The sequence below is a fragment of the Streptomyces sp. NPDC012474 genome, assembly GCF_042955185.1.
GTDB lineage: Bacteria > Actinomycetota > Actinomycetes > Streptomycetales > Streptomycetaceae > Streptomyces > Streptomyces cahuitamycinicus.
In genome coordinates, this window is record NZ_JBIBEP010000009.1 from 23,202 (window position 1) to 49,115 (window position 25,914).

The window sequence follows — 25,914 nt, forward strand, 5'->3', positions numbered from 1 at the left end:
ACGTACGGTTGCGACGCTGTTGCTGTCTGTACAACCTGATGGGAGCGGCCAGTGACATTCGGTGAGCAGCCGGCGTACCTGCGCGTCGCGGGTGATCTCCGCCAGAAGATCGTCGACGGTCAGCTGCCACCGCACACCCGCCTTCCCTCCCAGGCCAGAATCCGCCAGGAGTACGGGGTCTCGGACACCGTCGCCCTGGAGGCCCGCAAGGTGCTCATGGCGGAAGGCCTGGTCGAGGGCCGCTCCGGCTCGGGGACGTATGTGCGTGAGCGGCCCGTGCCCCGGCGCATCTCCCGCTCCGGCTACCGCCCGACGGGCGGGGCCACCCCGTTCCGCCAGGAGCAGGCCGACGGCGAGGGCCGCGGCACCTGGGAGTCCAGCAGCGAGCAGTCCGAGGTGAGCGTCGCGGTCGCCGAGCGGCTGGACATCGAGCCGGGTGAGCGGGTCATGTGCACGCGGTACCTCTACCGCGAGGGCGGTGAGGCGATGATGCTCTCCACGTCCTGGGAGCCCCTCGCCGTGACGGGGCGGACGCCCGTGATGCTGCCGGAGGAGGGACCGGTCGGCGGCATGGGCGTCGTCGAGCGCATGCGCGCCATCGACGTGATCGTGGACAACGTCACGGAGGAGGTCGGCGCCCGGCCCGGCCTCGCCGAGGAACTGCTCGTCCTGGGTGGCGTTCCAGGGCATGTGGTCCTGGTCGTCCAGCGCACCTTCTACGCCTCCGGCCGCCCGGTCGAGACGGCCGACGTGGTCATCCCGGCCGACCGGTACCGGGTCGCCTACCACCTTCCGGTCAAGTAGCCGGCGCTCACATCCGCCCCGCGGTGCGCTCCTCACGCGCCCCGCTCACACCGCCGCCGTGCGGACCGTCGCAGGGCGGGCCGGTGCCTGCCCGGGGGCCCGTCGTCATGTGCGCAGGTCGACGGGCCTGTATGCGGTATGCCCCCGGTGGGGCGTGCCGAGGTGCACGGACGGCGCGTTCATCGCTGCGCGCCCCCTGGGTTCTGGCCGGTTGCGTACCTCTTTGTGAAAAGCCGTATTCGCTCCGTGAAGGTTAGGCGTAGGGTCGGGCATATGCGTATTGCGGTTTCCTTAGCGGGTGGGGCACGGCACAGGCCGCGGGCGGGAAGTGGAGGGGCGCGATGAACGACAGCACGATCACTCTGCCCTGGCTCGTGATACGAGAAGACGACAGCGGCAACCGCTACCGAGTGGGCCGGTACGCGACCCGGGCCGAGGCCCAGAAGATCGCGGACAGCCTCGACGGCCGCGGCCACAAGCAGCTGTACTGGGTCGAGCGGCTCGGTCAGAACGGGTCGGCCGTCGCGCACGACTGACCACCACCGGGGTACCGCCCGGGCAGGCCCCCGGAGATCGGCGCTCCCGTAGGCTCCCCGCATGAGTGAGCGGATCGTCGTAGGGGCCGCGCTGGTCGACGCCGGGCGGCTGCTGGCCGCCCGGCGCAGCGCGCCCGCCGAGCTGGCCGGGCGTTGGGAGCTGCCCGGCGGCAAGGTCGAGCCCGGGGAGACGGCCGACGCGGCGCTCGTCCGCGAGCTGCGCGAGGAACTCGGCGTCGACGCCGAGATCGACGGCCGCGTCCCGGGGGAGTGGCCCCTCAGGGCGCCCTACGTCCTGCAGGTGTGGACCGCCCGGCTGCGACCCGGCTCCGCACCCCCCGAGCCCCTGCAGGACCACGACGAACTGCGCTGGCTCGGCCCCGGCGAGATCTGGGACGTGCACTGGCTCGATCAGGACGTCCCGGCCGTACGGCGGACGCTCGCGCACCTGGAAGCCGTTGAGGGTCTCATCTCCGGCCCGAGCGGGCGGGAAGAGCCCGGCGCCTGAAGCCGGACGAGGGCGCGCGGCCCCGTCGCGCGTCAGGGGAGCGCCCTCTACGCCTTTCGTGCCACTGTGCGCCGCCCCGCGCGGTACTCCGCCCTGGATATCGGGTATGTGCCCATCAACCCCATGATTTCGGACATGGGTAGGGCTCCTGCCTGGGGAGTGATCGGCGTGATCGACACCGAAGGTGGCTGCGCCGAGTGGGCTTTTCCCGCCGAGCCGGGCGTGGTGCGCACCGCCCGCCGGGCCGTGCGCGGCCAACTCCGCGACTGGGGCCTCGACAGCCTCGCGGACCTCGCGGCACTACTGGTCAGCGAGTTGGTCACCAACGCCCTCCGGCACGCCACGGGCCCCATCGGGGTCCGCCTGGTCCGGCCCTCGGGCCTGGGTACCGTCCTCCTGGTCGAGGTCTCCGACCCGCTGCCGGACCCGCCCCGCGAGCGGGCCGCCCGGCTCGAGGACGAAAGCGGCCGCGGACTGCACCTGGTGGCCTCCTCCTCCCGCCGGTGGGGCACCCGGCCCGGCGTCTCGGGCAAGACGGTGTGGTTCGAACTCGCGGTGCCGGAGTGAAAATCCGGTGTACGTACGTCTTACCGCTGTAGAGCGATTGGTTCAGGCCAGTGGCGGTTGCCGACGGACGGGATTCGACGACGTGTCCCCTGGTTAGAAGACTGGAAGTGTTGTCACGGTCCGGACCGAAAACCATCGGGACCGTGCTGTGATCGTGAACACCGTGTTGTGCGGCACCGTAGTGCTGGATACTGCGGGCAGCCGCCCCCGGTGACCGGTGCCGGACGCGGTGAGCTGGAGGGGACGGTTCGCGTGAGCGAGATACCAGCGAGGGCCACGGAGTCCGAGGACCCGTCGGACGGCGCGAGGGCGAGGGCCGCCGACGGCCTGGCCTCCGCGGTGGGAGGTGCGCTCGCGGCCGACGGGGTCCCGCAGGGGGACGCCATGTGGCAGAGCAGTCCCCCCGGCTCCATCTACGACTACATCAAGGTCGCGTCCTTCTCCATCGGCCCCGACGGGCTGGTCGAGCAGTGGAGCCTGCGCGCCGAGCACCTCTTCGGCATCCCCGCCGACCGCGCCGTCGGCATGGACCCCATCGAGGCGTTCATCGACCCGCGCCACCGCGAGCGCGGCATGCGCAAGATGGCCGAGATCCTCGACGGCCGCGAGTGGACCGGCGTGGTGCCCTTCCGGATGCCGAGGGGCTTCGAGGGGGAGTGCGGCAACGAGGGCCTCGCCGAGGTGTACGTCATGCCGACGCGCACCGAGGAGGGCGACAAGGCGGCCGTCTGCATCGTCGTCGACGTGCGCACGCTGCGCAGCATCGAGACCGACCTCGCCGCCTCGCAGGCTATTTTCAGTCAATCCCCGTTCGGTTTCCTGCTGATCGACCCCGACCTGCGGGTCCGCCGCGTCAACCAGCGGTTCGCGTCGATCTTCGGCGGTGACGTCGACGACCACCGCGGCAAGGGCGTCCACGACTACCTCCAGCGCGGCGAGGCCGAGCGGGTCGCGGCCACGCTGCGCCGGGTGCTGGAAACCGGCAGCTCCATCACCGACATGCACGTCACGGGCTTCGTGCCGGGCTCCGACGAGCGCCGCCACTGGTCCGTCAACCTCTACCGCGTGCACAGCGGTTCGGGCCGCCCCATCGGGATCGCCTGGCTCGGCATCGACATCACCGCCCGGCGCGCCGCCGCCCGCGAGGCCGCCGCCGCCCGGCGCAACCTCGCCCTGCTGAACGAGGCGGGCGCCCGTATCGGCAACTCCCTCGACCTGGAGACCACGGCCCGCCAACTCCTCGACGTCGTCGTCCCCGGCTTCTGCGACCTGGCCACGGTCGACCTCTACCAGGGCCTGCTGGCCGGCGACGAGACCCCGCCCGGGCTCGCCGACGGCAGTGCCGAGCTGCGCCGGGTGGCCTTCGCCAGCGCCGTCTCCGACGCGCCCTTCGCCGGCACCGGCGTGCCCGTCGCGGTGGGCGCCGTCCACCACTACCCGTTCAACTCGCCCTGCGCGGACGCCCTGCGCACGGCCCGCCCGCAGACCGTCCCGGGCGAGGACGGCGGGCTGGTGCAGTCCACGATCGCCGTGCCGATGGTCGCCCACGACACCGTCGTCGGGCTCGTGCAGTTCGCCCGGACGAAGGGCAGCGAGCCGTTCGGCGACCGGGACCGCGACCTGGCCGTGGAACTGGCCGCGAGGGCCGCCGTCTGCATCGACAACGCCCGCCTCTACCGCCGCGAGCACGAACGGGCGTTGATACTGCAACGGTCCCTGCTCCCGCCCGGCGACCCGGAGGCCTCCGGCCTCGACATCGCCTGCCGCTACCTGCCCGGCAACGTCAACACCGGCCGGCCCAGCGAGGTCGGCGGCGACTGGTTCGACGTCATCGAACTGCCCGGGCACCGCACCGCGCTGGTCGTCGGCGACGTCATGGGCCGCGGGCTGCGCGCCGCCGTCGCCATGGGCGAACTCCGCACGGCGGTCCGCACCCTGGCCCAGCTCGACCTGGAACCGGCCGAGGTCCTCGCCCAGTTGGACGAGATCGCCCGTGGCCTCGGTGCCCCCGGAGGCCCCTCCCAGGCCTTCGGCACGGGGGGAGGTGTGCAGCAGGCGACCCGGGCGGCCCGCCGCCCCCGCGAGGCGGACCTGTCGGAGGTGTACCTCGCCACCTGCGTCTACGCCGTCTACGACTCCGTCACCCGGCGCTGCACCTTCGCCAACGCCGGCCATCTGCCGCCCGTGCTGGTCGAGCCGGGCGAGGCGGCGCTGATGCTCGACGTGCCGCCCGGCCTGCCGCTCGGCGTCGGCGGGGAGCCCTTCGAGGAGGTCGAGGTCGAGCTGCCCGAAGGCGCCCTGCTCGCGCTCTACACGGATGGACTGGTCGAAAGCCGCGACCACCCCCTGGACGAAGGCCTGCAGGCATTCGTCAGAACGCTCTCCGACCCGAGCCAGCCGCTGGAGGACGTCTGCGACCACGTCCTCAACACCCTCGACACCCATCACGGCGAGGACGACATCGCGCTGCTGATGGCACGTGTACAGGGACTGCCCACGGACTCCGTCGGCGACTGGACCCTGCCCCGCGAGCCGCGCAGCGTGGGCCGGGCGCGCGAATACGCCCGTGCCCAGCTGCTCGCCTGGGACATGGAACCCCTGGTCGACACCACGGAACTGCTGGTCAGCGAGCTGGTCACCAACGCCCTGCGCTACGGCGAGGGCGACATCCGCCTGCGCCTGCTGCTCGACCGCACCCTGGTCTGCGAGGTCTGGGACTCCGGCCTGGTCCAGCCCCGCCGGCGCCGCGCCCGCGACACCGACGAGGGTGGCCGCGGCCTCCAGCTCGTCGGACTCCTCAGCGCCGCGTGGGGCTCCCGACGCACGCCCCGGGGCAAGACGGTGTGGTTCGAACTGCCCCTGCCCGGAGGCGACACGAGCCTGACGGATCCGGCGGAGGCCCTGCTGAGCCTGTTCTGACAGCAACCGAACGTCCGTACTGATCGTCATCCCCGGCAACACCATCCGCATCACCGGGGAGACGGCATGGACAGCACGGAAGGCACCACCACGACCGAGGCGCCCGCCGAAGGCACCACGCAGGACGCCCCCGCACCCGAGGGAGAGGGAAGACGGCGCCGACGCCTGCTCAGACGCACGGCACTCGCCGTGGTCCTGGTCCTGCTGGTGCCGCTCCTGGCCGTTCTGACAGCCCTGCGCATCAACTACACGGGCGACCCGGCCGACGGCACCCGCACCCGCGACCGCGACGCCCTCTGGCTCGGGCACGCCTGGGTCGACGGCCGCAAGAAGGACGCCGACGTCACCGCCCTGGCCCGCCGCCTGCGGGACACCGGCATCCGCGACCTGTACGTCCACTCGGGTCCACTGGAGCACGACGGCACCCTCCCGAAGTCGGTCTATCCGAGGGCCCGCTGGTTCATCGACGCCGTGCACGAGAAACTGCCCGGCGTCCGCGTCCAGGCCTTCCTCGGTGACGTCCTGGCGACCGAAGGCCCCGACGGCATGCGGCTCGACGACCCGGACACCCGCGCCGCGGTCGTCCGCTCCGCCCGCCAGGTCCTGGACACCGGCTACGAGGGCGTTCACCTCGACCTGGAACCCATGCCGTCCGGCAACCGCGACTTCCTCACCCTCCTCGACTCCCTGCGCCGCGAGACGCGCTCCCGGGACGCCCAGCTCTCCGTCGCCGCCCACCAGATCGACCCGCTCCCAGCCCTGCACACCGTGTTCGGCCTCTTCACCGACCACCCCAAGTGGTGGTCGCAGGAGTTCTTCGGCCAGGTCGCCCGCCGCGTCGACCAGATCGCCGTGATGTCGTACGACACCGCGCAGCCACTGGAGGGCACCTACGGCGGCTACGTGGCCCAGCAGACCTCCCTGGCCCTGGAGGTCACCCCGCCCTCCACCGACCTGCTGATGGGCCTGCCCTTCTACTACGAGAGCAACTTCGACCACTGGGGCCACGCCGAGACCGTGCCCGCGGCGGTCCGGGGCGTCCGCCTCGGCCTGTCCCGCACGGACGCTGACCGGGCCCGTTTCGGCGTCGCGCTGTACATCGATTTCGCCGCCACCGAGGCGGACTGGCGCGCCTACGAGGAAGACTGGGTGCGGTGACCCCCATCCGACGCCCCCTCACCACCACCGACCTGGCCCCCCTCGCCCGCGCCGCCCTCGGCCCGGGCCGCACCCTCACCGGCGTGGAACGCCTGCGCGGCGGCACCAAGAAGGGCGTCTACCGGCTGATCCTCGACGACGACTCCACCGCCGTCGCCTACGTCTGGTCCGCCGACGAGGACTACTGGGACCAGCCGGACCCCGACCCCCGGGACGTCTTCTCCCACGGCACGGGCGTCGGCCTGTTCACGGCGGCCCACGACCGCCTGGCCGCAGCCGGCGTCCGCACACCCCGCCTCCGCTCGCAGCCGGCGTCCGCACACCCCGCCTCCGCTTCGCCGACTCCACGCACACGCACCTGCCCGCGGACGCGGCCGTCGTGGAGGACCTGACCGGCGGCAGCCTGGAGGACGCCCTGGCCCGCGACCCCGAAGGGGCTCCGCAGGCCATGGAGCGGATGGCGGAGCTGCTCGCCACCCTGCACGCCCGGACCGGGCCCCGATTCGGGAAGGCCGCCGTCATCGACGGCGGCGGCTCCTCCCATGGCGTCTCGTGCGAGCAGCGTGTCACCGAGGGCGCGCTGCGCTGCATCGCCGAAGCCGCCGCCCGCGACCCGCGCATGGCCGCCGCACGCCGGGGGCTGGAGGAGGAGGTCCTCGCCCTGGCCGCCGAGGTCCGGCCCCGCGACCGCCACACCCTCGTCCACGGCGAACTCGGGGCGGACCACGTCCTGCTCACGCCCGGCGGGCAGCCCGCGCTCATCGACATCGAAGGCCTGATGTACTTCGACGTGGAGCACGAGCACGTCTTCCTCCGGCTCCGCTTCGGCCCCCACTACGACGCCCTGCGCGCCCCCGACCTCGACGAGGCGCGCCTGCGCCTGTACCGGCTGTCGATGCACATCGGCCTCGTCTCGGGTCCGCTGACCCTCGTCGAGGGCGACTTCCCGGACCCGGGACGCATGCGGGAGATCGCGGAGCACAACCTCCACCAGGCGCTCAGCCTGCTGAAGAGCGCCTCCTGATCTTCGAGCCCAGCCACACCAGCGGGTCGTACTTGCGGTCCACCGCCCGCTCCTTCAATGGGATCAGCGCGTTGTCCGTGATCTTGATGCCTTCGGGGCAGACCTCGGTGCAGCACTTGGTGATGTTGCAGTAGCCGAGGCCGTGTTCGTCCTGGGCGGTGGTCTTGCGGTCCAGGCCCGACTCCGCCGCCGCGTCCAGCGGGTGCATGTCCAGCTCCGCCACGCGCATCAGGAATCGGGGCCCGGCGAACGCCTGCTTGTTCTCCTCGTGGTCGCGGACCACATGACAGGTGTCCTGGCACAGGAAGCACTCGATGCACTTGCGGAACTCCTGCGAGCGGTCCACGTCCTCCTGCATCATCCGGTACTCGCCCGGAGCGACACCGGCCGGCGGCACGAAGGCCGGGACCTCCCTGGCCTTGGTGTAGTTGAAGCCGACGTCGGTGACCAGGTCGCGGACGACCGGGAACGCCCGCAGGGGCGTCACCGTGATCGTCTCGTCCCGGTCGAAGACCGACATGCGCGTCATGCACAACAGCCGCGGCCGGCCGTTGATCTCCGCCGAGCAGGAACCGCACTTGCCCGCCTTGCAGTTCCAGCGCACGGCGAGGTCGGGCGTCCGGGTGGCCTGGAGGCGGTGGATGATGTCGAGCACCACCTCACCCTCGTTGACCTCGACCTCGAAGTCCTCCAGGCCGCCGCCGCTCGCGTCCCCGCGCCACACCTTGAAGTGGGCCGTATAGCCGCTCATTCGTAGAGCTCCTCTTCGGCGAGGTACTTGACCAGCTCCTCCTTGTCGAACAGGGCGAGCAGGTCGGCACGGACGGGTTCGGTGGTCTCACGGGTGAGGGCGATCTGGCCGCGGGCCGGATCCGTCGCCGCCAGGCCGCCCGTCGGGTCGGTGAGCGCGCACAGCAGATTGATCCGCCGCCAGGCGCGGTCCATCCCCGGATGGTCCTCACGTGTGTGGCCGCCGCGCGACTCGGTGCGCTCCAGCGCGGCCCGGGCCACGCACTCGCTGACCAGCAGCATGTTCCTGAGGTCCAGGGCCAGGTGCCAGCCCGGGTTGAACTGCCGGTGTCCCTCGACCCCGGCCCGGCGCGCCCGGCCCCGCAGCTCGGCCAGCTTCTGGAGGGCCTGCTCCATCTCCGGCTCCCGGCGGATGATGCCGACCAGGTCGTTCATCGTCTGCTGGAGTTCCTGGTGCAGGGTGTACGGGTTCTCCGGTGGGCCGCCCGCCGGTTCCTCGGTCTCCGCCTCGGCCGAGAAGGGCCGCAGTGCCTCGGCGGCGGCCGCGTCGATCTGGACGTCGTCCACGGCGGGCCGCGCCCCGGACAGCCCCGCCGCGTACTCGGCCGCGTGCCGGCCCGCCCGGCGGCCGAACACCAGCAGATCGGACAGGGAGTTGCCGCCGAGCCGGTTGGAGCCGTGCATGCCGCCGGCCACCTCACCGGCCGCGTACAGCCCGGGCACCCCGCGCGCCGCCGCCGTGTCGGACTCGACCGCGACCCCGCCCATCACGTAGTGGCAGGTGGGCCCGACCTCCATCGCCTCCGCGGTGATGTCGACGTCCGCCAGCTCCTTGAACTGGTGGTACATCGACGGCAGCCGGCGCCTGATGACCTCGGCGGGCATCCGTGTCGACACGTCGAGGAACACGCCCCCGTGCGGCGAGCCGCGTCCCTCCTTCACCTCGGAGTTGATCGCCCGCGCGACCTCGTCGCGGGGGAGCAGCTCGGGCGGGCGCCGGTTGTGGTCCGGGTCGTCGTACCAGCGGTCGCCCTCCTCCTCCGTCTCGGCGTACTTGTCCTTGAAGACGTCCGGGATGTAGTCGAACATGAACCGCTTGCCGTCGGAGTTGCGCAGCACCCCGCCGTCGCCGCGCACCGACTCGGTGACGAGGATGCCCTTCACCGACGGCGGCCAGACCATGCCGGTCGGGTGGAACTGCACGAACTCCATGTTCAGCAGGGGTGCGCCGGCGAGGAGCGCCAGCGCGTGGCCGTCGCCGGTGTACTCCCACGAGTTCGACGTCACCTTGAAGGACTTGCCGATGCCGCCCGTGGCGATGACGACAGCCGGTGCCTCCAGCACGAAGAAGCGGCCGGACTCGCGCTCGTAGCCGAAGACGCCGGAGACGCGCCCGTCCTCCTTCAGGACGCGGGTGACCGTGCACTCCTGGAAGACCTTCAGCCGGGACTCGTAGTCGCCGGTCTCCTCGAAGTCCTCCTGCTGGAGGGAGACGATCTTCTGCTGGAGGGTGCGGATCAGCTCCAGGCCCGTGCGGTCGCCGACGTGGGCGAGGCGCGGGTACTCGTGGCCGCCGAAGTTACGCTGGGAGATCTTGCCGTCCCGGGTGCGGTCGAACAGCGCCCCCCAGGTCTCCAGCTCCCACACCCGCTGCGGCGCCTCCTGGGCGTGCAGCTCGGCCATCCGCCACTGGTTGAGGAACTTGCCGCCGCGCATGGTGTCGCGGAAGTGCACCTGCCAGTTGTCACCGCTGTTGACGTTGGCCATCGCCGCGGCGATGCCGCCCTCGGCCATCACCGTGTGCGCCTTGCCGAACAGCGACTTGCAGATCACGGCCGTACGGGCGCCCCGCTCGCGGGCCTCGATGGCGGCGCGCAGCCCGGCACCGCCCGCGCCCACCACCACGACGTCCCACTCCTGCCGGTCGACCACGGACATCAGAACGCACCCCTCATCAGAAGAACCGCGGATCGTCGAAGGCACCCGACGCGACCAGGTAGACGTAGAAGTCGGCGAGCGCCACGCTCACCAGCGACGCCCAGGCGAGCTGCATGTGCCGGGCGTTGAGCTTGCCGACCCACTGCCACATCCGGTAGCGCACGGGATGCCTGGAGAAGTGCTTGAGCTTGCCGCCGACGATGTGCCGGCAGGAGTGGCAGGAGATCGTGTACGCCCAGATCAGCACGATGTTGACCAGGAACACGAGGGTGCCGAGACCCATGTGGCCCCACGCGTAGGTCTCGTCGCGGAAGGCGAGCACGGTGTCGTAGGTCAGGATCCCGGCGACCGCGATCGCCGCGTAGAAGAAGTACCGGTGGATGTTCTGGAGCACCAGCGGGAAGCGGGTCTCACCCGTGTACTTCCCGTGCGGCTCGGCCACCGCGCAGGCCGGCGGGGACGCCCAGAAGCCGCGGTAGTAGGCCTTGCGGTAGTAGTAGCAGGTCAGGCGGAAGCCGAGCGGGAAGATCAGGATGATGATCGCCGGCGAGATGCCCCACCAGCTCCCGAAGATCTCCCAGTTCGGGCCGGCGTTCATCGGCTCGCAGTTCTCCGCCAGGCACGGGGAGTAGAAGGGCGAGACGTACGGCGCCGCGTAGTAGTCGGCGTTCGCGAAGGCCCGCCAGGTCGAGTACACGATGAACGCGAGCAGACCGGCCGCGGTGCCGGCCGGGGCCAGCCACCAGCGGTCGGTCCGCAGATGCGGGGCGGCGATCGCGGCCCGCGCAGCGCCCCGCACACCGCCGCTCTCAGGTCTGGGTTCGGTGGCAGGGGGTTCCGTACCAGTGGTCACGTGACGACTCCGGTCGGGTTCGGGGGAGGTGCCGGTCGCGCTCGACTCCTCCCCGGGTCAGGGAGCGCGCCGGTCCCGGGCGCCGAGCCCCTCGTCGTCCGAGTCGCTCCACAGGGCGGAGTCGTACGGCGTGTCCGAGATGGTGACCAGCTCGGGGCGTTTCGGTGCGGCCGGTGACGCGGCGGCGGCGTCGCGCAGCAGGGCGACGCTCTCGCGCAGGTGGTTGGCGTCGGCACGGACGCGGCGCATCTCCAGGCCGCCGGTGCCGAGCTGCTTCTCCAGACGCCCCAGCGACCGGAACAGGTCGTCGAGGGTGCGCTGGACTGACGTCAGTTCGTCGTGAACGGACATGACTTGCCCTCACTTCCACGGGTCCTTCGCGGCCCAAGGCGGCAACGTTCATGCGCCTGCGAGTGTTGCGCGTCACACCTTGTGCTGTGAAGGGATGTGCATCGATTGGCCGAGGCGTGCGGGTGCATCGTGCGGTGTGTTGGGCCGCACGGGTGGCTTCCCGCCCGTGACCGCCGTGTCGCCCTGTGTTGCCGAACCCTTTCCTCTTCAGTGGCCGCATACATCAGATGAACTCCAAATACCGCCAAAAGTGATCATAACGCCCGCGGCTTCCCGGAGGTAGCACAGATGTCCCAGCACGGCGTCGGCCCGCGCGCTGTCACGCGTTCGGTCGCCTTCCTCACCGCGGGAGTGCTCGTGGTGCCCGCGCTCGCCGGATGCGGTTCGGACGACCCGTCCGGCAAGCCGCTCGCCGGGCAGGACATCCAGCCCGCCCCACGCGACCGGATCGCCGACGGCGGCACCCTGCGCTGGGCCGTCGACTCCGTGCCCGACACGCTGAACACCTTCCAGTCGGACGCCGACACCACCACCACCCGGGTCGCCCAGGCCGTCCTGCCGTCGATGTTCCGCATGGACGCCTCCGGCCGCCCGGAGCGCAACCCCGACTACCTGGAGTCCGCCGAGGTCGTCGACACCGAGCCCAAGCAGGTCGTCCTGTACAAGCTCAACCAGGAGGCGGTCTGGAGCGACGGCCGCGAGATCGGCGCCGCCGACTTCGCCGCCCAGTGGCGCGCCCTGTCCGGCAAGGACACCGCCTACTGGACCGCGCGCAACGCCGGCTACGACCGCATCCAGAAGATCGAGCGCGGCGACAGCGCCCTGGAGGTCCGGGTCACCTTCAGCCGCCCCTACGCCGACTGGCGCTCGCTGTTCTCGCCGCTGTACCCCAAGGACGTCATGGGCACCCCGGACTCCTTCAACGACGGGGCCCGCAAGAAGCTCAAGGTCACCGCCGGTCCCTTCACGGTCAGGAAGGCCGACAGCGAGGACGGGGAGATCACCCTCACCCGCAACCCGCGCTGGTGGGGCGAGCCGGCCAGGCTCTCCGAGATCGTGCTGCGCACCGTCCCGCGCGACAAGCGGGCCGCGGAGCTGGCCGCCGGCACCCTCGACCTGGCCGAGATCGACCCCGCCGCGGCCCGCCGCATCACCGTCGCCGCCCGCCCCCACAGCTCCAGCAGCCCTCTGATGGGCCCGGGCGCCGACCGGTCCGCCGCGGACGCCCTGCAGTCCTGGGCCGTCGCCAACGGCACCGACGAGGACGCCGCCGACGAGGAGACCGTCGCCCGCAAGAAGCTGCGCAAGGCTGCCGTCAAGTACGCCCGGCAGCAGCGGGCCCTCAGCGGCTTCGAGGTCCGCAAGTCCCTGGAGCCCGCCTACACCCAGCTCGCCCTGAACGGCGCCGAGGGCCCGCTCACCGACGAACGCGTCCGCAGGGCCGTCGCCCGCGCCCTGGACCGCAAGGAAATCGCCCAGGCCGTTCTCAAGCCCCTCGGCCTGCCCGCCGTCCCGGTCGGCAGCCACCTCGCCCTGTCCGGACAGGCCCACTACGCCGACAACAGCGGCGCCCTCGGCGGCCAGGACACCAAGGAGGCCCAGGCGCTGCTCGCGGACGCCGGATGGGTACGCGGCGGCCCGGTCAAGGAGCAGAAGAAGGAGAAGGCGGCCGGCCCCGAGGGCGACAAGGCCGACGACACCGAGGGCCACAAGGCCGACGACACCGGCGAGGACGGCAAGGCGCAGCACGGGCCGGACCCGGCCGGTCACCTCGCCCAGGACGGCAAGCAGTACAAGCCCCCGCACCAGGGCGGCGCCCCCGGCGCGTACGCCCCCCGGGGCACAGCCGCCCCGGCGAACCGGGAGGCCGCCCCGCTCGCCAAGAACGGCAAGCCGCTCACGCTCCGCTTCGTGCTCCCCTCCGGGCCCGGCTCCAAGACCCTGCGCACCGTTGCGGACCGCATCTCCCGCATGCTGGAGCGCGTCGGCATCGGCACGGAGATCTCCAAGGTCTCCGACGAGTCCTACTTCAAGGACCACATCGCCTCCGGCCAGTACGACCTCGCCCTGTACTCCTGGCCCGCCACGGCCTACCCGGCCACCGACGCCCGCCCCGTCTTCGCCAAGCCCGTCCCGGCCGCCGACGGCTCGCTGAACGTCGAGCAGAACTACACCCGCGTCGGCACCGACCAGGTCGACCAGCTCTTCGACGAGGCCGTGGCCACCCTCGACGAGGGCGAGTCCCGCTCCCTGATCCGCAAGGCCGACTCCCGTATCTGGGCGGCGGCCGGCTCGATCCCCCTCTTCCAGCGTCCCCAGCTCCTCGCGGCCCGCAAGAACCTGGTCAACGCCGGCGCCTTCGGCTTCGGCACGCCGGTCTACGAGGACATGGGCTTCCTGAAGAAGGGCGCCAAGCCGGCGTCCGGGCCCTCGGCGAAGGGCTCGGCCGCCCGGTAGCTCTGGGAACGCTCAAACGCCTTGCCGTCCCCGCCCGGCGCCCGCACCATGGGATCAGCAGTGATCATGGTGCGGGCGCCGGGCGTCCGATCTCGGGGGACGGGAGCCGGCGGATGCGCGGCATGGTGGGGCGGGCCTGCACGGCCGGACTGGTCATCGGGGTGCTGGTGACAGGGCTGACGGGCTGCACGGGGGACGCGGGCGGAGACACGGCCGGCAAGGGCCGCACAACCGGCAAGGCCGTGGCGAAGACCTGCGCGGACGGCACGTTCACCTGGTCCCACGTCACGAAGCGGGACCGGCTGACCGGCATCTCCGACCCCGAGCGGCTCGGCGAGGGTGGCGGCAGCCTGCGCAACCGGATCCGGCGGGTGTACACCCCCAGCCCCTCGGTCCGCGTCGACGACGGACCGGCCCCGTCCCCCGCGGAGATCCTCTTCTCGCTCGGCAAGAAGATCGGCGAGATCGACTCCGACGCGCGCACCCTCGCGGAGGTGGACGGCGACACCTGGGCGTTCACCGACGTCCGGCTCCCGGCCCCCGACCTCGACGACGGCCGCGTCACGCCCCACGCGGCGGGAGAGTTCTTCCAGTACGCGGGGGTGAGAGAAGTGGAGGCGGACTTCCGCTACACCTGCCCCGAGGGCAGGACCGTCTCGGGCCACGCCCGGAACTGGACGGTCGACTTCGCCGGCCTGACCGACTGCGACGAGCGCCCCGACTCGGCCCTCGGCCGGGAGGCCGCCCGGCGCTCCTGCGCCTGAACGGCTCCTGCGCTCCCGGCGGCGGAGATCGAAACAAGGCCTGACCTGCGCCGATGTATCCCGGCTAAACCCTGCGGCCGCAGCCCCGTACCATGGGGTGAGGCCGTGGCACGTTCAGCCCGGCAGGGCCCGCGCACCGCAGACGTCCGCGCAGGGCATTCCTCACACTCCGGGAGAACGCCGCAATATGGCCACGCGCCACGACATCCGCAACGTCGCTATCGTCGCTCACGTCGACCACGGCAAGACCACCATTGTCGACGGCATGCTGAAGCAGGCCGGCGCGTTCGCCGCGCACCAGCTCGAAGGCGTCGACGACCGCATGATGGACTCGAACGACCTGGAGCGTGAGAAGGGCATCACGATCCTGGCCAAGAACACGGCGGTGAAGTACCACCCGAAGGACGGGGGGGACGTCATCACCATCAACATCATCGACACCCCCGGCCACGCCGACTTCGGTGGCGAGGTGGAGCGCGGTCTGTCGATGGTGGACGGTGTCGTCCTGCTCGTGGACGCCTCCGAGGGCCCGCTCCCGCAGACCCGCTTCGTGCTGCGCAAGGCGCTCCAGCAGCGGCTGCCCGTCATCCTGTGCATCAACAAGACGGACCGCCCGGACTCCCGGATCGACGAGGTCGTCAACGAGACCTACGACCTCTTCCTCGACCTGGACGCCGACGAGGAGCAGATCGAGTTCCCGATCGTCTACGCCTGCGGCCGCGACGGCATCGCCTCGCTGACCAAGCCGGACAACGGCACGGTCCCGCCCGACTCCACCAGCCTGGAGCCGTTCTTCTCCACGATCCTGGAGCACATCCCGGCCCCGACCTATGACGAGGCCGGCCCGCTCCAGGCCCACGTCACCAACCTGGACGCCGACAACTTCCTCGGCCGTATCGCGCTGCTGCGCGTCGAGCAGGGCGAGCTGCGCAAGGGCCAGACGGTCGCGTGGATGAAGCGCGACGGGTCCGTCAGCAGCGTCCGCATCACCGAGCTGATGATGACCGAGGCGCTCACCCGCAAGCCGGCCGAGATGGCCGGCCCGGGTGACATCTGCGCGGTCGCCGGTATCCCGGACATCATGATCGGCGAGACCCTGGCCGACCCGGAGAACCCGGTCGCGCTGCCGCTGATCACGGTCGACCAGCCCGCGATCTCCATGGTCATCGGCACCAACACCTCCCCGCTGGTCGGCCGTGGCGCCACCGGCAAGGGCGCCGACGCCAAGGCGGCGGTCAAGGACCGCAAGGTCACCGCCCGCCAGGTCAAGGACCGCCTCGACCGCGAGCTGATCGGTAACGTCAGCCTCCGGGTGCTGGACACCGAGCGGCCGGACGCCTGGGAGGTGCAGGGCCGCGGTGAGCTGGCGCTGGCCATCCTGGTCGAGACGATGCGCCGGGAGGGCTTCGAGCTGACCATCGGCAAGCCGCAGGTCGTCACCAAGGAGGTCGACGGCAAGGTCCACGAGCCGGTCGAGCGCATGACGATCGACGTGCCCGAGGAGCACATGGGCGCCGTCACGCAGCTCATGGGTGTCCGCAAGGGCCGCATGGACAACATGTCCAACCACGGCTCCGGCTGGGTCCGCATGGAGTTCGTCGTGCCCTCGCGCGGCCTCATCGGCTTCCGGACCGAGTTCCTGACCCAGACCCGCGGCACGGGCATCGGCCACTCCATCCACGAGGGCTTCGAGCCCTGGTTCGGCACGCTCCAGACCCGTAACAACGGCTCCCTGGTCGCCGACCGCTCCGGTGCGGTCACCGCGTTCGCGATGACCAACCTCCAGGAGCGCGGCGTGCTCTTCGTCGAGCCGGGCACCGAGGTGTACGAGGGCATGATCGTCGGTGAGAACTCCCGCGCCGATGACATGGACGTCAACATCACCAAGGAGAAGAAGCTCACCAACATGCGGTCGTCCTCGGCCGACTCGTTCGAGGCGATCGTCCCGCCGCGCAAGCTGTCGCTGGAGCAGTCCCTGGAGTTCTGCCGGGACGACGAGTGCGTCGAGGTCACCCCGGAGGCCGTGCGCATCCGCAAGGTGAACCTGGACGCCCGCGAGCGCGCCCGCGCCGCTAGCCGCGCCAAGCACGGCTGACGCCTGCCGCACGTACGACGGCACCGGGCACTCCGCGTGAGCGGGGTGCCCGGTGCCGTTGTCTGAAGGGGAGGTAACACACGGGCAAGGGGTAGGGAAAACCCTCGACTTGCCGGTGAGAGCCGTCAGGGGCGGTCTTCTGCCACTACCCTGCTGCGGAAGTGCCCTGCCTCCCCGGCTTCGGGGAACGCACAACGGCCTTGCCGCACACGCCCTTTGAGCGCGCGACAGACTCCGGTGGCACCCTTCACGGGACCCACGGTATGTCGCAAGCGGTTTTTCTCACTCTCGCGTCCGGAATGCGGACGGTCTTTACCGATAGATGTGTAACAAGTCCGTTTCGCAGGGATCTTTCACCAAACCCTTTGTCCGGATTTTGGAAGATGTATACGTGAGCTGTGATCGAACCGAGACCTCGAGAGTGTGGTTCGGTCTTGGTGTTTGGCAGATAGTTAGGCGCGTAGAGCTCGGATGTACGGGTCAGTAGCCGACAGCGGCGCGACTCGCGAGCGCGGGGGCACTCGACGAATTCCGGCACCGGCGACGGGCGGGGGCCGTGATGTGTCGTGTGCTCCCTTCGCGGTGAACCAATGACTTCATAGGAGGAACCCATGCGCGGTGCCAAGAGCGCCAAGTGGGTCGCGGGGGCGATTGTCGTCGCCCTGGCCGCCACCGCCTGCGGCGGCAACGGTGATGGTGAGGGTGAGAGCAAGGGTTCCGGACCTGCCGGCTACGTCTCGATCGACGTCGGCGAGCCGCAGAAGCCGCTGATCCCGGCGGACACCAACGAGACCAACGGCTCGTACGTCATCCAGTCCCTCTTCACCCAGCTGCTGGACTTCGACTCCAAGGGCGACATCGTCTACACGAACGCGGAGTCGGTCACCACCGACGACTCCAAGACGTGGACGGTCAAGCTCAAGAAGGGCTGGAAGTTCCACAACGGTGAGGACGTCACCTCCAAGTCGTACATCGACGCTTGGAACTGGTACGCCAACATCAAGAACAACCAGCAGAACTCGTTCTGGTTCCAGGACATCAAGGGCTACGACGATGTCCACCCGGAGAAGGGTGACCCGAAGGCCGAGGCCATGTCCGGTCTGAAGGCCGTGGACGACCACACCTTCACCATCGAGTTGAAGAACACCATGCCGTACTTCAACTACAAGCTGGGCTACAGCACGTGGGCCCCGCTGCCCAAGGTCTTCTACGACGACCCGAAGGCCTTCGGCCAGAAGCCGGTCGGCAACGGTCCCTACACCTTCGAGAAGTGGGACCACAAGAAGCTCATCCAGGTCAAGGCCTGGGATGACTACCAGGGCCCGAACAAGGCGAAGAACAAGGGCGTCCAGTTCAAGGCCTACACGACGCTCGAGGCCGCCTACAAGGACGTCGTCTCCGGCAACCTGGACATGATCCGCCAGGTCGGCCCGACGGACCTGCCGAAGTACAAGCAGGACCTGGGCGACGGCGCCATCGAGCAGCCGTACGCGGCCATCCAGACGCTGACCCCGGCGTTCTACTCCAAGACCTTCAAGGACATCGACCCGAAGGTCCTGCAGGGTCTGTCGATGGCGATCGACCGTGACACGATCACCAAGACGGTTCTGAACAACACCCGCACGCCGGCGAAGTCCTTCACGCCGCCCGGTGTCAAGGGCAACCAGAACCTGGACACGGACGTGTTCACGTACAACCCGGAGAAGGCCAAGAAGCTCGTCCAGGAGGGCGGCGGCGTTCCGGGCAACAAGTTCACCGTCCAGTACAACACCGACGGTGGCCACAAGGAGTGGGTGACCGCGGTCTGCGAGTCCATCCGCAAGGCCACCGGTGTCGACTGCGTCGGCGACCCCAAGCCGGACTTCGCCACGGACCTCGAGGCCCGTGACAACGACCAGGTGAAGGGCATGTACCGCGGTGGCTGGGTCGCCGACTACCCGGTCAACGCCAACTTCATGAAGGAGCTGTACCACACCACCGCCGAGGCCAACAACGGTCGCTTCTCCAACAAGGAGATCGACGGCCTGATGAACAAGGCCGACAACGCCAAGTCCCTCGACGAGTCGGTGAAGGCCTTCCAGGAGGTCGAGAAGAAGCTGGTCGACCACATGCCGGCCATCCCGCTCTGGTACTACCGCATCAACGGCGGCCACGGTAAGAACGTCGACAACGTCACGGTCGACTTCCACGGTGACCTCGAGGTGTGGGGCGTCACCACCAAGTAAGAGGAGCCCTCCGGGCTTTTCCCACTCGGCCGTAAGCCCACCGTCGATTCAGGCGGCGGTGGGAGGTGCGTGGGGCCGTCTCGTCACCAGGGGACGGCCCCCGCACCTGCGTTAACCCCTCACGGAGGCACCTATGGGGCGCTATGTCGCACGACGACTGCTCCAGATGATCCCGGTGTTCATCGGGTCAACTCTGCTCATCTTCTGCATGATGTACGCCCTGCCCGGCGATCCCGTCCGGGCGATGATGGGGGATCAGGCGTACGACCCGACGGTGGTCGCGAGCATCAAGAAGGACCTCGGCCTCGATCAGCCGCTCCTTCAGCAGTACGTCAACTACATGACCGGGCTGGTCCAGGGAGACTTCGGTACCCAGATCGCCAGCCAGCGGCCCATCGCGGACGTCATCGCCGACGCGTTCCCGGTGACGATCAGGCTGACGCTCTTCGCCTTCACCTTCGTCACGCTCGTGGGCATCGGCCTCGGTGTGATCGCCGGCCTGCGCCCCGACACGCTCCAGGACCGCGGGCTGCTGACGCTGACGCTGATCCTCGTCTCGATGCCGTCCTTCGTGCTGGGCTTCCTGCTGCAGTACCAGTTCGCGTTCAAGTGGCAGGTCACCACGCCCACGGTGACCGACTCGACGGACTTCTCCCAGCTCGCGCTTCCCGCCATCGTGCTGGCGTCCCTCTCACTCGCCTACGTCGCCCGGCTGACCCGCACGTCGATCGCGGAGAACCTGCGGTCCGACTACATGCGCACCGCCGTGGCCAAGGGGCTGCCGCGCCGCCGCGTCATCGGTGTCCACCTGATGCGCAACTCGCTGATCCCCGTGGTCACCTTCCTCGGTATCGAGATCGGCAGCCTGATGACCGGTGCCATCGTGACCGAGGGCATCTTCAACGTGCGGGGTATCGGCCTCGAGATCTACGAAGCGCTCACCCGGCGTGAGGGTGCCACGGTCGTCGGAATCGCCTCGCTGATGGTGCTCATCTACCTCGCCGCCAGCCTGATCGTCGACCTGCTTTACGCGGTCCTGGACCCGAGGATCCGGTATGCCTGACAAGACCGTCGAGAAGGTCGAAGCCCTTCCCGGTGACACCGCGAGCACCGCGGGCGTCATCGTGACCGACGCCGGCCCGGCCGCCGAGAAGGCGCGCAGCCTGTGGTCCGACGCCTGGCACGACCTGCGCCGCAACCCGCTGTTCCTGGTGTCGGCCGTGCTGATCGTGTTCCTGCTGGTGATGTCGCTCTGGCCGGGACTGTTCACCAGCGCCTCGCCGCGCGACGCCGACCTGGCCAACCACTACCTGGGGAAGCCGAACTGGGGCCACTTCTTCGCCCCGGACTGGCTCGGCTACGACGTCCAGGGCCGCTCGATCTACGCCCGTGTCGTCTACGGTGCCCGCGCCTCGATCACCGTCGGTGTGGGTGTCACCCTCGCCGTCAGCGTGCTCGGCACGGTCATCGGCATGATCGCCGGCTACTTCGGCGGCTGGACCGACACCCTGCTCTCACGGACGACCGACATCTTCCTCGGCATCCCGTTCCTGCTGGGCGCCCTGGTGGTGCTCAACTCCTTCGAGGAGCGCACGGTCTGGGTCGTCATCATGGCCCTCGCCTTCCTCGGCTGGACCCAGATCGCCCGAGTCGCCCGCGGTGCCGTGATCACCATCAAGCAGGCGGACTACGTGGTGGCCGCCAAGGCACTCGGCGCCTCGACGTCCCGGATCCTGTTCCGGCACATCCTGCCCAACGCACTCGCGCCGATCATCGTCGTGGCGACCATCGCGCTCGGCGGTTACATCGCGGCCGAGGCCACCCTGTCCTTCCTGGGCGTGGGCCTCGGTGACACGGCCGTCTCCTGGGGCGGCGACGTGGCACGAGGACGCGAGCAGCTCCGTATCGCCCCCCACACCCTGATCATCCCCTCGGTGATGGTCTCGATCACGGTGCTCTCGTTCCTGATGTTCGGCGATGCTGTACGCAACGCCCTCGACCCCAAGCTGCGCTGAGGGAGGCGTACGTGACCATCATCGATGAAACGGCCGAGAACCCCTCGGCGGACGGCTCGCACGACGCGAGCCGCCCACTGCTCGAAGTCCGCGACCTGCACGTGGAGTTCCGCACCCGCGACGGTGTCGCCAAGGCCGTCAACGGCGTCAACTACTCCGTCGCTGCGGGCGAGACGCTCGCCGTGCTCGGCGAGTCGGGCTCCGGCAAGTCCGTCACCGCCCAGGCCATCATGGGCATCCTCGACATGCCGCCCGGCAGCATCCCCAAGGGAGAGATCCTCTTCCGCGGCCAGGACATGCTGAAGATGTCCGGCGAGGAGCGCCGGAAGATCCGCGGCAACAAGATCGCGATGATCTTCCAGGACGCGCTCTCCTCGCTGAACCCGGTGCTGTCGGTGGGCTACCAGCTCGGCGAGATGTTCCGCGTGCACCAGGGCATGTCCAAGAAGGAAGCCAAGGCCAAGGCGATCGAGCTGATGGACCGGGTGAAGATCCCGGCCGCGAAGGAGCGCGTCGGGGACTACCCCCACCAGTTCTCCGGCGGTATGCGCCAGCGCATCATGATCGCCATGGCGCTCGCGCTGGAGCCGGACCTGATCATCGCCGACGAGCCGACCACGGCCCTCGACGTGACGGTCCAGGCCCAGGTGATGGACCTGCTCGCGGACCTGCAACGCGAGTACAACATGGGTCTGATCCTGATCACCCACGACCTCGGCGTGGTCGCCGACGTCGCGGACAAGATCGCGGTGATGTACGCCGGCCGGATCGTGGAGACCGCTCCGGTGCACGAGCTGTACAAGCGGCCCGCGCACCCCTACACCAAGGGTCTGCTGGAGTCGATCCCGCGCCTGGACCAGAAGGGCCAGGAGCTGTACGCGATCAAGGGCCTGCCGCCCAACCTGACGCGTATCCCGTCCGGCTGCGCCTTCAACCCGCGGTGCCCGAAGGCGCAGGACATCTGCCGTACGGACATCCCGCCGCTGCACCCCGTCACCGAGCGGGACGGCGGCGAGCTGACCGGCCGCGGCAGCGCGTGCCACTTCTGGAAGGAGACGATCCATGGCTGAGCTGGGCAAGAAGGACGAGCCCATGGACGCCACCCCCAACGTCACCGAGGTCGAGACGGTCGACGCCGTGACCGAGGAGGCGGCGGTGGCCGCGCTCGACGCGCCCGTGGAGCGCGGTGAGCCGATCCTCCAGGTGCGCGATCTGGTCAAGCACTTCCCGCTGACCCAGGGCATCCTGTTCAAGCGTCAGGTCGGCGCGGTCAAGGCCGTCGACGGCATCTCCTTCGACCTCTACCAGGGCGAGACGCTCGGCATAGTGGGCGAGTCCGGCTGTGGCAAGTCCACGGTCGCCAAGCTGCTGATGATGCTGGAGAAGGCGACCGCGGGCGAGATCTTCTACAAGGGCCAGGACATCACCAAGCTGTCCGGGCGTGCGCTGAAGGCGGTCCGCCGGAACATCCAGATGGTGTTCCAGGACCCGTACACCTCGCTCAACCCCCGTATGACGGTGGGCGACATCATCGGGGAGACCTTCGAGATCCACCCCGAGGTGGCGCCGAAGGGCGACCGCCGCCGCAAGGTCCAGGAGCTCCTGGACGTGGTCGGCCTCAACCCCGAGTACATCAACCGCTACCCGCACCAGTTCTCGGGCGGTCAGCGCCAGCGCATCGGCATCGCCCGCGGCCTGGCCCTGAACCCCGAGATCATCATCTGCGACGAGCCGGTCTCCGCGCTGGACGTGTCCGTCCAGGCCCAGGTCATCAACCTGATGGAGAAGCTTCAGGACGAGTTCAACCTCTCGTACCTCTTCATCGCGCACGACCTGTCGATCGTCCGGCACATCTCGGACCGCGTGGGTGTGATGTACCTCGGCAAGATGGCCGAGATCGGCACGGACACGGCGATCTACGACCACCCGACGCACCCCTACACCCAGGCGCTGCTGTCGGCCGTCCCGGTCCCCGACCCGGAGTCCCGTGAGGGCCGCGAGCGGATCATCCTCACCGGCGACGTCCCGTCCCCGGCCAACCCGCCCTCGGGCTGCCGCTTCCGCACCCGCTGCTGGAAGGCCGAGGACAAGTGCGCCCAGGAGGTCCCGCTGCTGGCGGTCCCCGAGCGCTTCAAGGGCGAGGACACCCCGGCGGCCCACGAGTCCGCCTGCCACTTCGCGGAGGAGAAGAACGTGGTCCACGCGGCCTGACCGACCGCTCCCGGTTCCCGGCACCCCCACGGGGGTGCCGGGAACCGGCGTCTTTTCCCGCACATGCCCGCCAACTGCGTTAACACGCAGGCAACTTCACTGACCCGGTTCCGATATACGGACACGTCAGGCTGGTCAGCGTACGGCCGTGCGGGTGCCGTAGGCGGGCCGGGCGCCGACAGGCGTCCCGGCCCGTCGCCGTGTTCAGGCGGTCGTCATGCCCAGGGAGCGCTTCAGGAAGTCGACCTGGAGGAGAAGCAGGTTCTCGGCGACCTGCTCCTGGGGGGTGATGTGGGTGACGCCGGACAGCGGCAGCACCTCGTGGGGACGGCCGGCGGCCAGCAGGGCCGAGGACAGGCGCAGGGCGTGGGCCACCACCACGTTGTCGTCGGCGAGGCCGTGCACGATCATCAGGGGGCGGTGCGGCTCGGCGGGTGAGGACAACCCGTCGGCGGTCACCAGGGAGCTCTTCGCGTACGACGCCGGATCCTTCGCCGGTGTGCCCAGGTAGCGCTCCGTGTAGTGGGTGTCGTACAGGGCCCAGTCCGTCACCGGCGCGCCCGCGATGCCCGCGTGGAAGACGTCCGGGCGGCGCAGCACCGCCAGGCCGGCCAGCCAGCCGCCGTACGACCAGCCGCGGATCGCGACCCGGGACAGGTCCAGGGGGTGGCGCTTCGCGAGGTCCTGCAGTGCCTCCACCTGGTCGTCCAGCGACAGTGTGAAGTCGTGGTGGACCGCCTTCTCCCAGGCGGGGGAGCGGCCCGGTGTGCCGCGGCCGTCCGCGACCACGACCGCGAAGCCCTGGTCCGCGAACCACTGCGACGTGAGGTGGGCGTTGTGCGCGGCGAGCACCCGCTGCCCGTGGGGTCCTCCGTACGGGTCCATGAGCACCGGCAGGGGGGTGTCACCGTCGTAGTCCCGAGGCATAAGCACGGCGCACGGGACGCGGCGTGCGCCCCCCTCGGTGAGTGTCACGCGGGGGGACATACCAGGATCTTCCGCGTACGAAGGGACAGTCCTGGTCGGTTTTCCGTCGCGCAGTACCTGCGCGAGCGAACCTGGCCGGTTCAGTGTCGCCGAGACCAGAACCGTCACCTCCCCGGCCCGCACCGCCGCGTGCACGCCCGGCTCCTGCGACACCCGCTCGACGCCCAGTTCGTTCACCCGGTACACGTGCACCTGGCCCGTCTCCGCCTCGCCGGCGGCCTCCGCACCCGTCGACGCCGAGATCAGCACGTCGTGCTCGGAGACGTCCAGCACGGCCCTGACGTGCAACTGTGCGCCCGTCAGCGGCCGGTCCCCGACCGCCAGCACTCGCGCACCGCCCTCGTCGGCGATCCGCACCAGCTGCCCGGACGGGCTCCAGCAGGGCACACCGGGGAAAAGATCAAGCCATGTTGGATCTTCGTCGGCGTGCACCATCCGCGTCGCCCCGGAATCCGGATCCACGGCCAGGATCAGCTGACTGCGCTGGTCGCGCGCCTGTACGAGCAGCAGGGGCGCGCCCGCCGCTGACCAGTGGACATGTGCCAGGTACGGATAGCGCGCCCGGTCCCAGGCGACCTCCGTGCGCAGCCCGTCCAGGCCGGTCACGAACAGCCGCACCTCCGCGTTGCCGGTGCCCGCCGCCGGGTACGCCACCCGCTGCGGCTCCCGCTCCGGATGGGCCGGGTCGGCGATCCACCACCGCCCCACCGGCGTGTCGTCCACCCGCGCCATGAGCAGCCGGTCCGACTCCGGAGCCCACCAGAAGCCCCGCGAACGCCCCATCTCCTCGGCCGCGATGAACTCGGCCAGCCCGTACGAGACGTTCTCCGACTCCGGCTCGGCGAGCGCCCGGTCACCCTCCCCCTCGGAGCCCACGACCCGCAGGGCATCCCCCGCGACATAGGCGACATGCCGCCCGTCGGGCGACGGACGCGGGTCGATCACGGGCCCCGGCGCGGGCAGCTCACGTGCGGTCCCAGCCCGCAGCTCGGCCGCGAAAAGCCGCCCTGACAAGGCGAAAGAGGCCAACTCCACGGCCGAGTCGGTGGCGTACCCGACGATGCCGGCACCGCCCTCGCGGCTGCGTTCACGCCGAGCCCGTTCCTCGGGCGAGAGGTTCTCCGAAGCGCCGCCCAGCAGGGCGTGCGGGTCGGCGGCCACGCGCTCCCCGCCCTCCTCCATGTCGAGGACCCAGAGCGAATTCGCCCGGTCCGTACCGGAACCGGAGCGCAGGAACACGACACGCGAACCGTCGGGCGCCACGGTGAACGAACGCGGCGCGCCGAGCGTGAAGCGCTGGGTACGGGCGTGCCGTCGGGGGAAGGAGTGAGGCTCGGTCGTCATGCCCTGACCATATTGGCCATGCGCCCCCTTGTGCGGCCGTGCGCCGATCGATGCGCACGGAGGGATAGTTATGATCAATGTCGCATAGTGGGTATGAACCTGCTGGCTGCTGTACGGATTTACTGCCCCCATAGTCCGACCCCCCGCGTCCTCGTGGATCTTTGGAGGTGAACCGCCGTGGCACTCTCGATTTCGGCGGTGGTGCTGCTGGCGATCATCGTCTTCTTGCTGATCAAGAAGTCGGGACTGAAGGCGGGGCATGCGATCGTCTGCATGCTGCTCGGCTTCTACCTCGCCTCCTCGACCGTGGCTCCCACGATCAGCGAGCTGACGACGAACATCGCGGGGATGATCGGCAGCATCAAGTTCTGAGCGTCGTGCGTCCAGGCCCGGACCGAGGGGCGATCC

22 protein-coding genes are annotated in these 25,914 nt (G+C 70.0%); 17 read left to right on the forward strand and 5 right to left on the reverse strand.

All coding sequences use genetic code 11. The features are described 5' to 3' along the window. Window positions 1–51 precede the first annotated feature (51 nt). The 8 genes from ACFY9S_RS20560 to ACFY9S_RS20595 all read left to right on the forward strand — a co-directional run bounded on the left by ACFY9S_RS20560 (window position 52) and on the right by ACFY9S_RS20595 (window position 7,516). Window positions 52–804 carry a GntR family transcriptional regulator gene (locus ACFY9S_RS20560; protein WP_391130487.1) on the forward strand — a complete coding sequence of 251 codons (753 nt, stop codon included), beginning with the start codon at window positions 52–54 and terminating at the stop codon, window positions 802–804. Window positions 805–1,145: 341 nt separating this feature from the next. Continuing rightward, complete coding sequence (locus tag ACFY9S_RS20565; protein ID WP_391130490.1) at window positions 1,146–1,340, forward strand: SPOR domain-containing protein; 195 nt, start codon at window positions 1,146–1,148, stop codon at window positions 1,338–1,340. Between the two features lie 61 nt (window positions 1,341–1,401). Further along, window positions 1,402–1,848: an NUDIX domain-containing protein gene (locus tag ACFY9S_RS20570; RefSeq protein ID WP_391130493.1), complete on the forward strand. Its 447-nt coding sequence runs from the start codon at window positions 1,402–1,404 to the stop codon at window positions 1,846–1,848. A gap of 135 nt (window positions 1,849–1,983) precedes the next feature. After that, window positions 1,984–2,415 (forward strand): ATP-binding protein, encoded by a 432-nt coding sequence (locus ACFY9S_RS20575; RefSeq protein ID WP_391130496.1) that lies wholly within the window; start codon window positions 1,984–1,986, stop codon window positions 2,413–2,415. A gap of 252 nt (window positions 2,416–2,667) precedes the next feature. Next, complete coding sequence (locus ACFY9S_RS20580; RefSeq protein WP_391130499.1) at window positions 2,668–5,334, forward strand: SpoIIE family protein phosphatase; 2,667 nt, start codon at window positions 2,668–2,670, stop codon at window positions 5,332–5,334. A 66-nt stretch (window positions 5,335–5,400) separates the two neighbouring features. After that, window positions 5,401–6,492, forward strand: coding sequence for a hypothetical protein (locus ACFY9S_RS20585; RefSeq protein WP_391130502.1), 1,092 nt, complete (start codon window positions 5,401–5,403; stop codon window positions 6,490–6,492). Continuing rightward, window positions 6,489–6,884, forward strand: coding sequence for a hypothetical protein (locus tag ACFY9S_RS20590; protein ID WP_391130505.1), 396 nt, complete (start codon window positions 6,489–6,491; stop codon window positions 6,882–6,884). The genes ACFY9S_RS20585 and ACFY9S_RS20590 overlap by 4 nt, the downstream gene beginning before the upstream one ends. After that, window positions 6,851–7,516 (forward strand): phosphotransferase, encoded by a 666-nt coding sequence (locus ACFY9S_RS20595; protein WP_391131173.1) that lies wholly within the window; start codon window positions 6,851–6,853, stop codon window positions 7,514–7,516. Before ACFY9S_RS20590 ends, ACFY9S_RS20595 begins: the two co-directional genes overlap by 34 nt. Here the strand turns inward: ACFY9S_RS20595 and ACFY9S_RS20600 are convergent. From ACFY9S_RS20600 to ACFY9S_RS20615, 4 genes are read right to left on the reverse strand one after another with little or no spacing between them, the layout of a single operon-like run. After that, window positions 7,491–8,267, reverse strand: coding sequence for a succinate dehydrogenase/fumarate reductase iron-sulfur subunit (locus tag ACFY9S_RS20600; RefSeq protein WP_391130508.1), 777 nt, complete (start codon window positions 8,265–8,267; stop codon window positions 7,491–7,493). The two genes, ACFY9S_RS20595 and ACFY9S_RS20600, sit on opposite strands and share 26 nt — an antisense overlap. Beyond that, the gene (locus ACFY9S_RS20605; protein WP_391130511.1) at window positions 8,264–10,204 is read right to left on the reverse strand and encodes a fumarate reductase/succinate dehydrogenase flavoprotein subunit; all 1,941 of its coding nucleotides are present in this window, start codon (window positions 10,202–10,204) and stop codon (window positions 8,264–8,266) included. The genes ACFY9S_RS20600 and ACFY9S_RS20605 overlap by 4 nt, the downstream gene beginning before the upstream one ends. Window positions 10,205–10,220: 16 nt before the next feature. After that, a complete protein-coding gene (locus ACFY9S_RS20610; RefSeq protein ID WP_391130514.1) occupies window positions 10,221–11,057 on the reverse strand; it encodes a hypothetical protein in 837 nt (278 codons plus the stop codon). 57 nt (window positions 11,058–11,114) lie between these two features. After that, a complete protein-coding gene (locus ACFY9S_RS20615; protein WP_391130517.1) occupies window positions 11,115–11,408 on the reverse strand; it encodes a hypothetical protein in 294 nt (97 codons plus the stop codon). A 288-nt stretch (window positions 11,409–11,696) separates the two neighbouring features. On the opposite strand from ACFY9S_RS20615, the gene ACFY9S_RS20620 reads away from it, so the two are divergent. The 8 genes from ACFY9S_RS20620 to ACFY9S_RS20655 all read left to right on the forward strand — a co-directional run bounded on the left by ACFY9S_RS20620 (window position 11,697) and on the right by ACFY9S_RS20655 (window position 23,175). Then, window positions 11,697–13,865, forward strand: coding sequence for an ABC transporter substrate-binding protein (locus ACFY9S_RS20620; RefSeq protein ID WP_391130519.1), 2,169 nt, complete (start codon window positions 11,697–11,699; stop codon window positions 13,863–13,865). A 113-nt stretch (window positions 13,866–13,978) separates the two neighbouring features. After that, window positions 13,979–14,629, forward strand: a complete 651-nt coding sequence (locus tag ACFY9S_RS20625; protein WP_391130522.1) for a hypothetical protein — start codon at window positions 13,979–13,981, stop codon at window positions 14,627–14,629. A gap of 187 nt (window positions 14,630–14,816) precedes the next feature. Continuing rightward, a complete protein-coding gene (gene typA / locus ACFY9S_RS20630; RefSeq protein ID WP_102911742.1) occupies window positions 14,817–16,724 on the forward strand; it encodes a translational GTPase TypA in 1,908 nt (635 codons plus the stop codon). Between the two features lie 611 nt (window positions 16,725–17,335). Then, window positions 17,336–18,949 (forward strand): ABC transporter substrate-binding protein, encoded by a 1,614-nt coding sequence (locus ACFY9S_RS20635; protein WP_391130525.1) that lies wholly within the window; start codon window positions 17,336–17,338, stop codon window positions 18,947–18,949. Window positions 18,950–19,082: 133 nt separating this feature from the next. Continuing rightward, a complete protein-coding gene (locus ACFY9S_RS20640) occupies window positions 19,083–20,012 on the forward strand; it encodes an ABC transporter permease subunit (protein WP_391130528.1) in 930 nt (309 codons plus the stop codon). Beyond that, entirely contained in the window at window positions 20,005–20,964 is a 960-nt protein-coding gene (locus ACFY9S_RS20645) for an ABC transporter permease subunit (RefSeq protein ID WP_391130531.1), read from the forward strand. Before ACFY9S_RS20640 ends, ACFY9S_RS20645 begins: the two co-directional genes overlap by 8 nt. 11 nt (window positions 20,965–20,975) lie before the next feature. Further along, window positions 20,976–22,034: an ABC transporter ATP-binding protein gene (locus ACFY9S_RS20650; protein WP_102911746.1), complete on the forward strand. Its 1,059-nt coding sequence runs from the start codon at window positions 20,976–20,978 to the stop codon at window positions 22,032–22,034. After that, on the forward strand, window positions 22,027–23,175 hold the full coding sequence (locus ACFY9S_RS20655; protein ID WP_391130534.1) for a dipeptide ABC transporter ATP-binding protein: 1,149 nt from the start codon (window positions 22,027–22,029) through the stop codon (window positions 23,173–23,175). The genes ACFY9S_RS20650 and ACFY9S_RS20655 overlap by 8 nt, the downstream gene beginning before the upstream one ends. 204 nt (window positions 23,176–23,379) lie before the next feature. On the opposite strand, the gene ACFY9S_RS20660 is transcribed toward ACFY9S_RS20655, so the two are convergent. Beyond that, a complete protein-coding gene (locus ACFY9S_RS20660) occupies window positions 23,380–25,506 on the reverse strand; it encodes a prolyl oligopeptidase family serine peptidase (protein ID WP_391130537.1) in 2,127 nt (708 codons plus the stop codon). Between the two features lie 177 nt (window positions 25,507–25,683). On the opposite strand from ACFY9S_RS20660, the gene ACFY9S_RS20665 reads away from it, so the two are divergent. After that, window positions 25,684–25,878 carry a hypothetical protein gene (locus ACFY9S_RS20665; protein ID WP_003992731.1) on the forward strand — a complete coding sequence of 65 codons (195 nt, stop codon included), beginning with the start codon at window positions 25,684–25,686 and terminating at the stop codon, window positions 25,876–25,878. Window positions 25,879–25,914 lie beyond the last annotated feature (36 nt).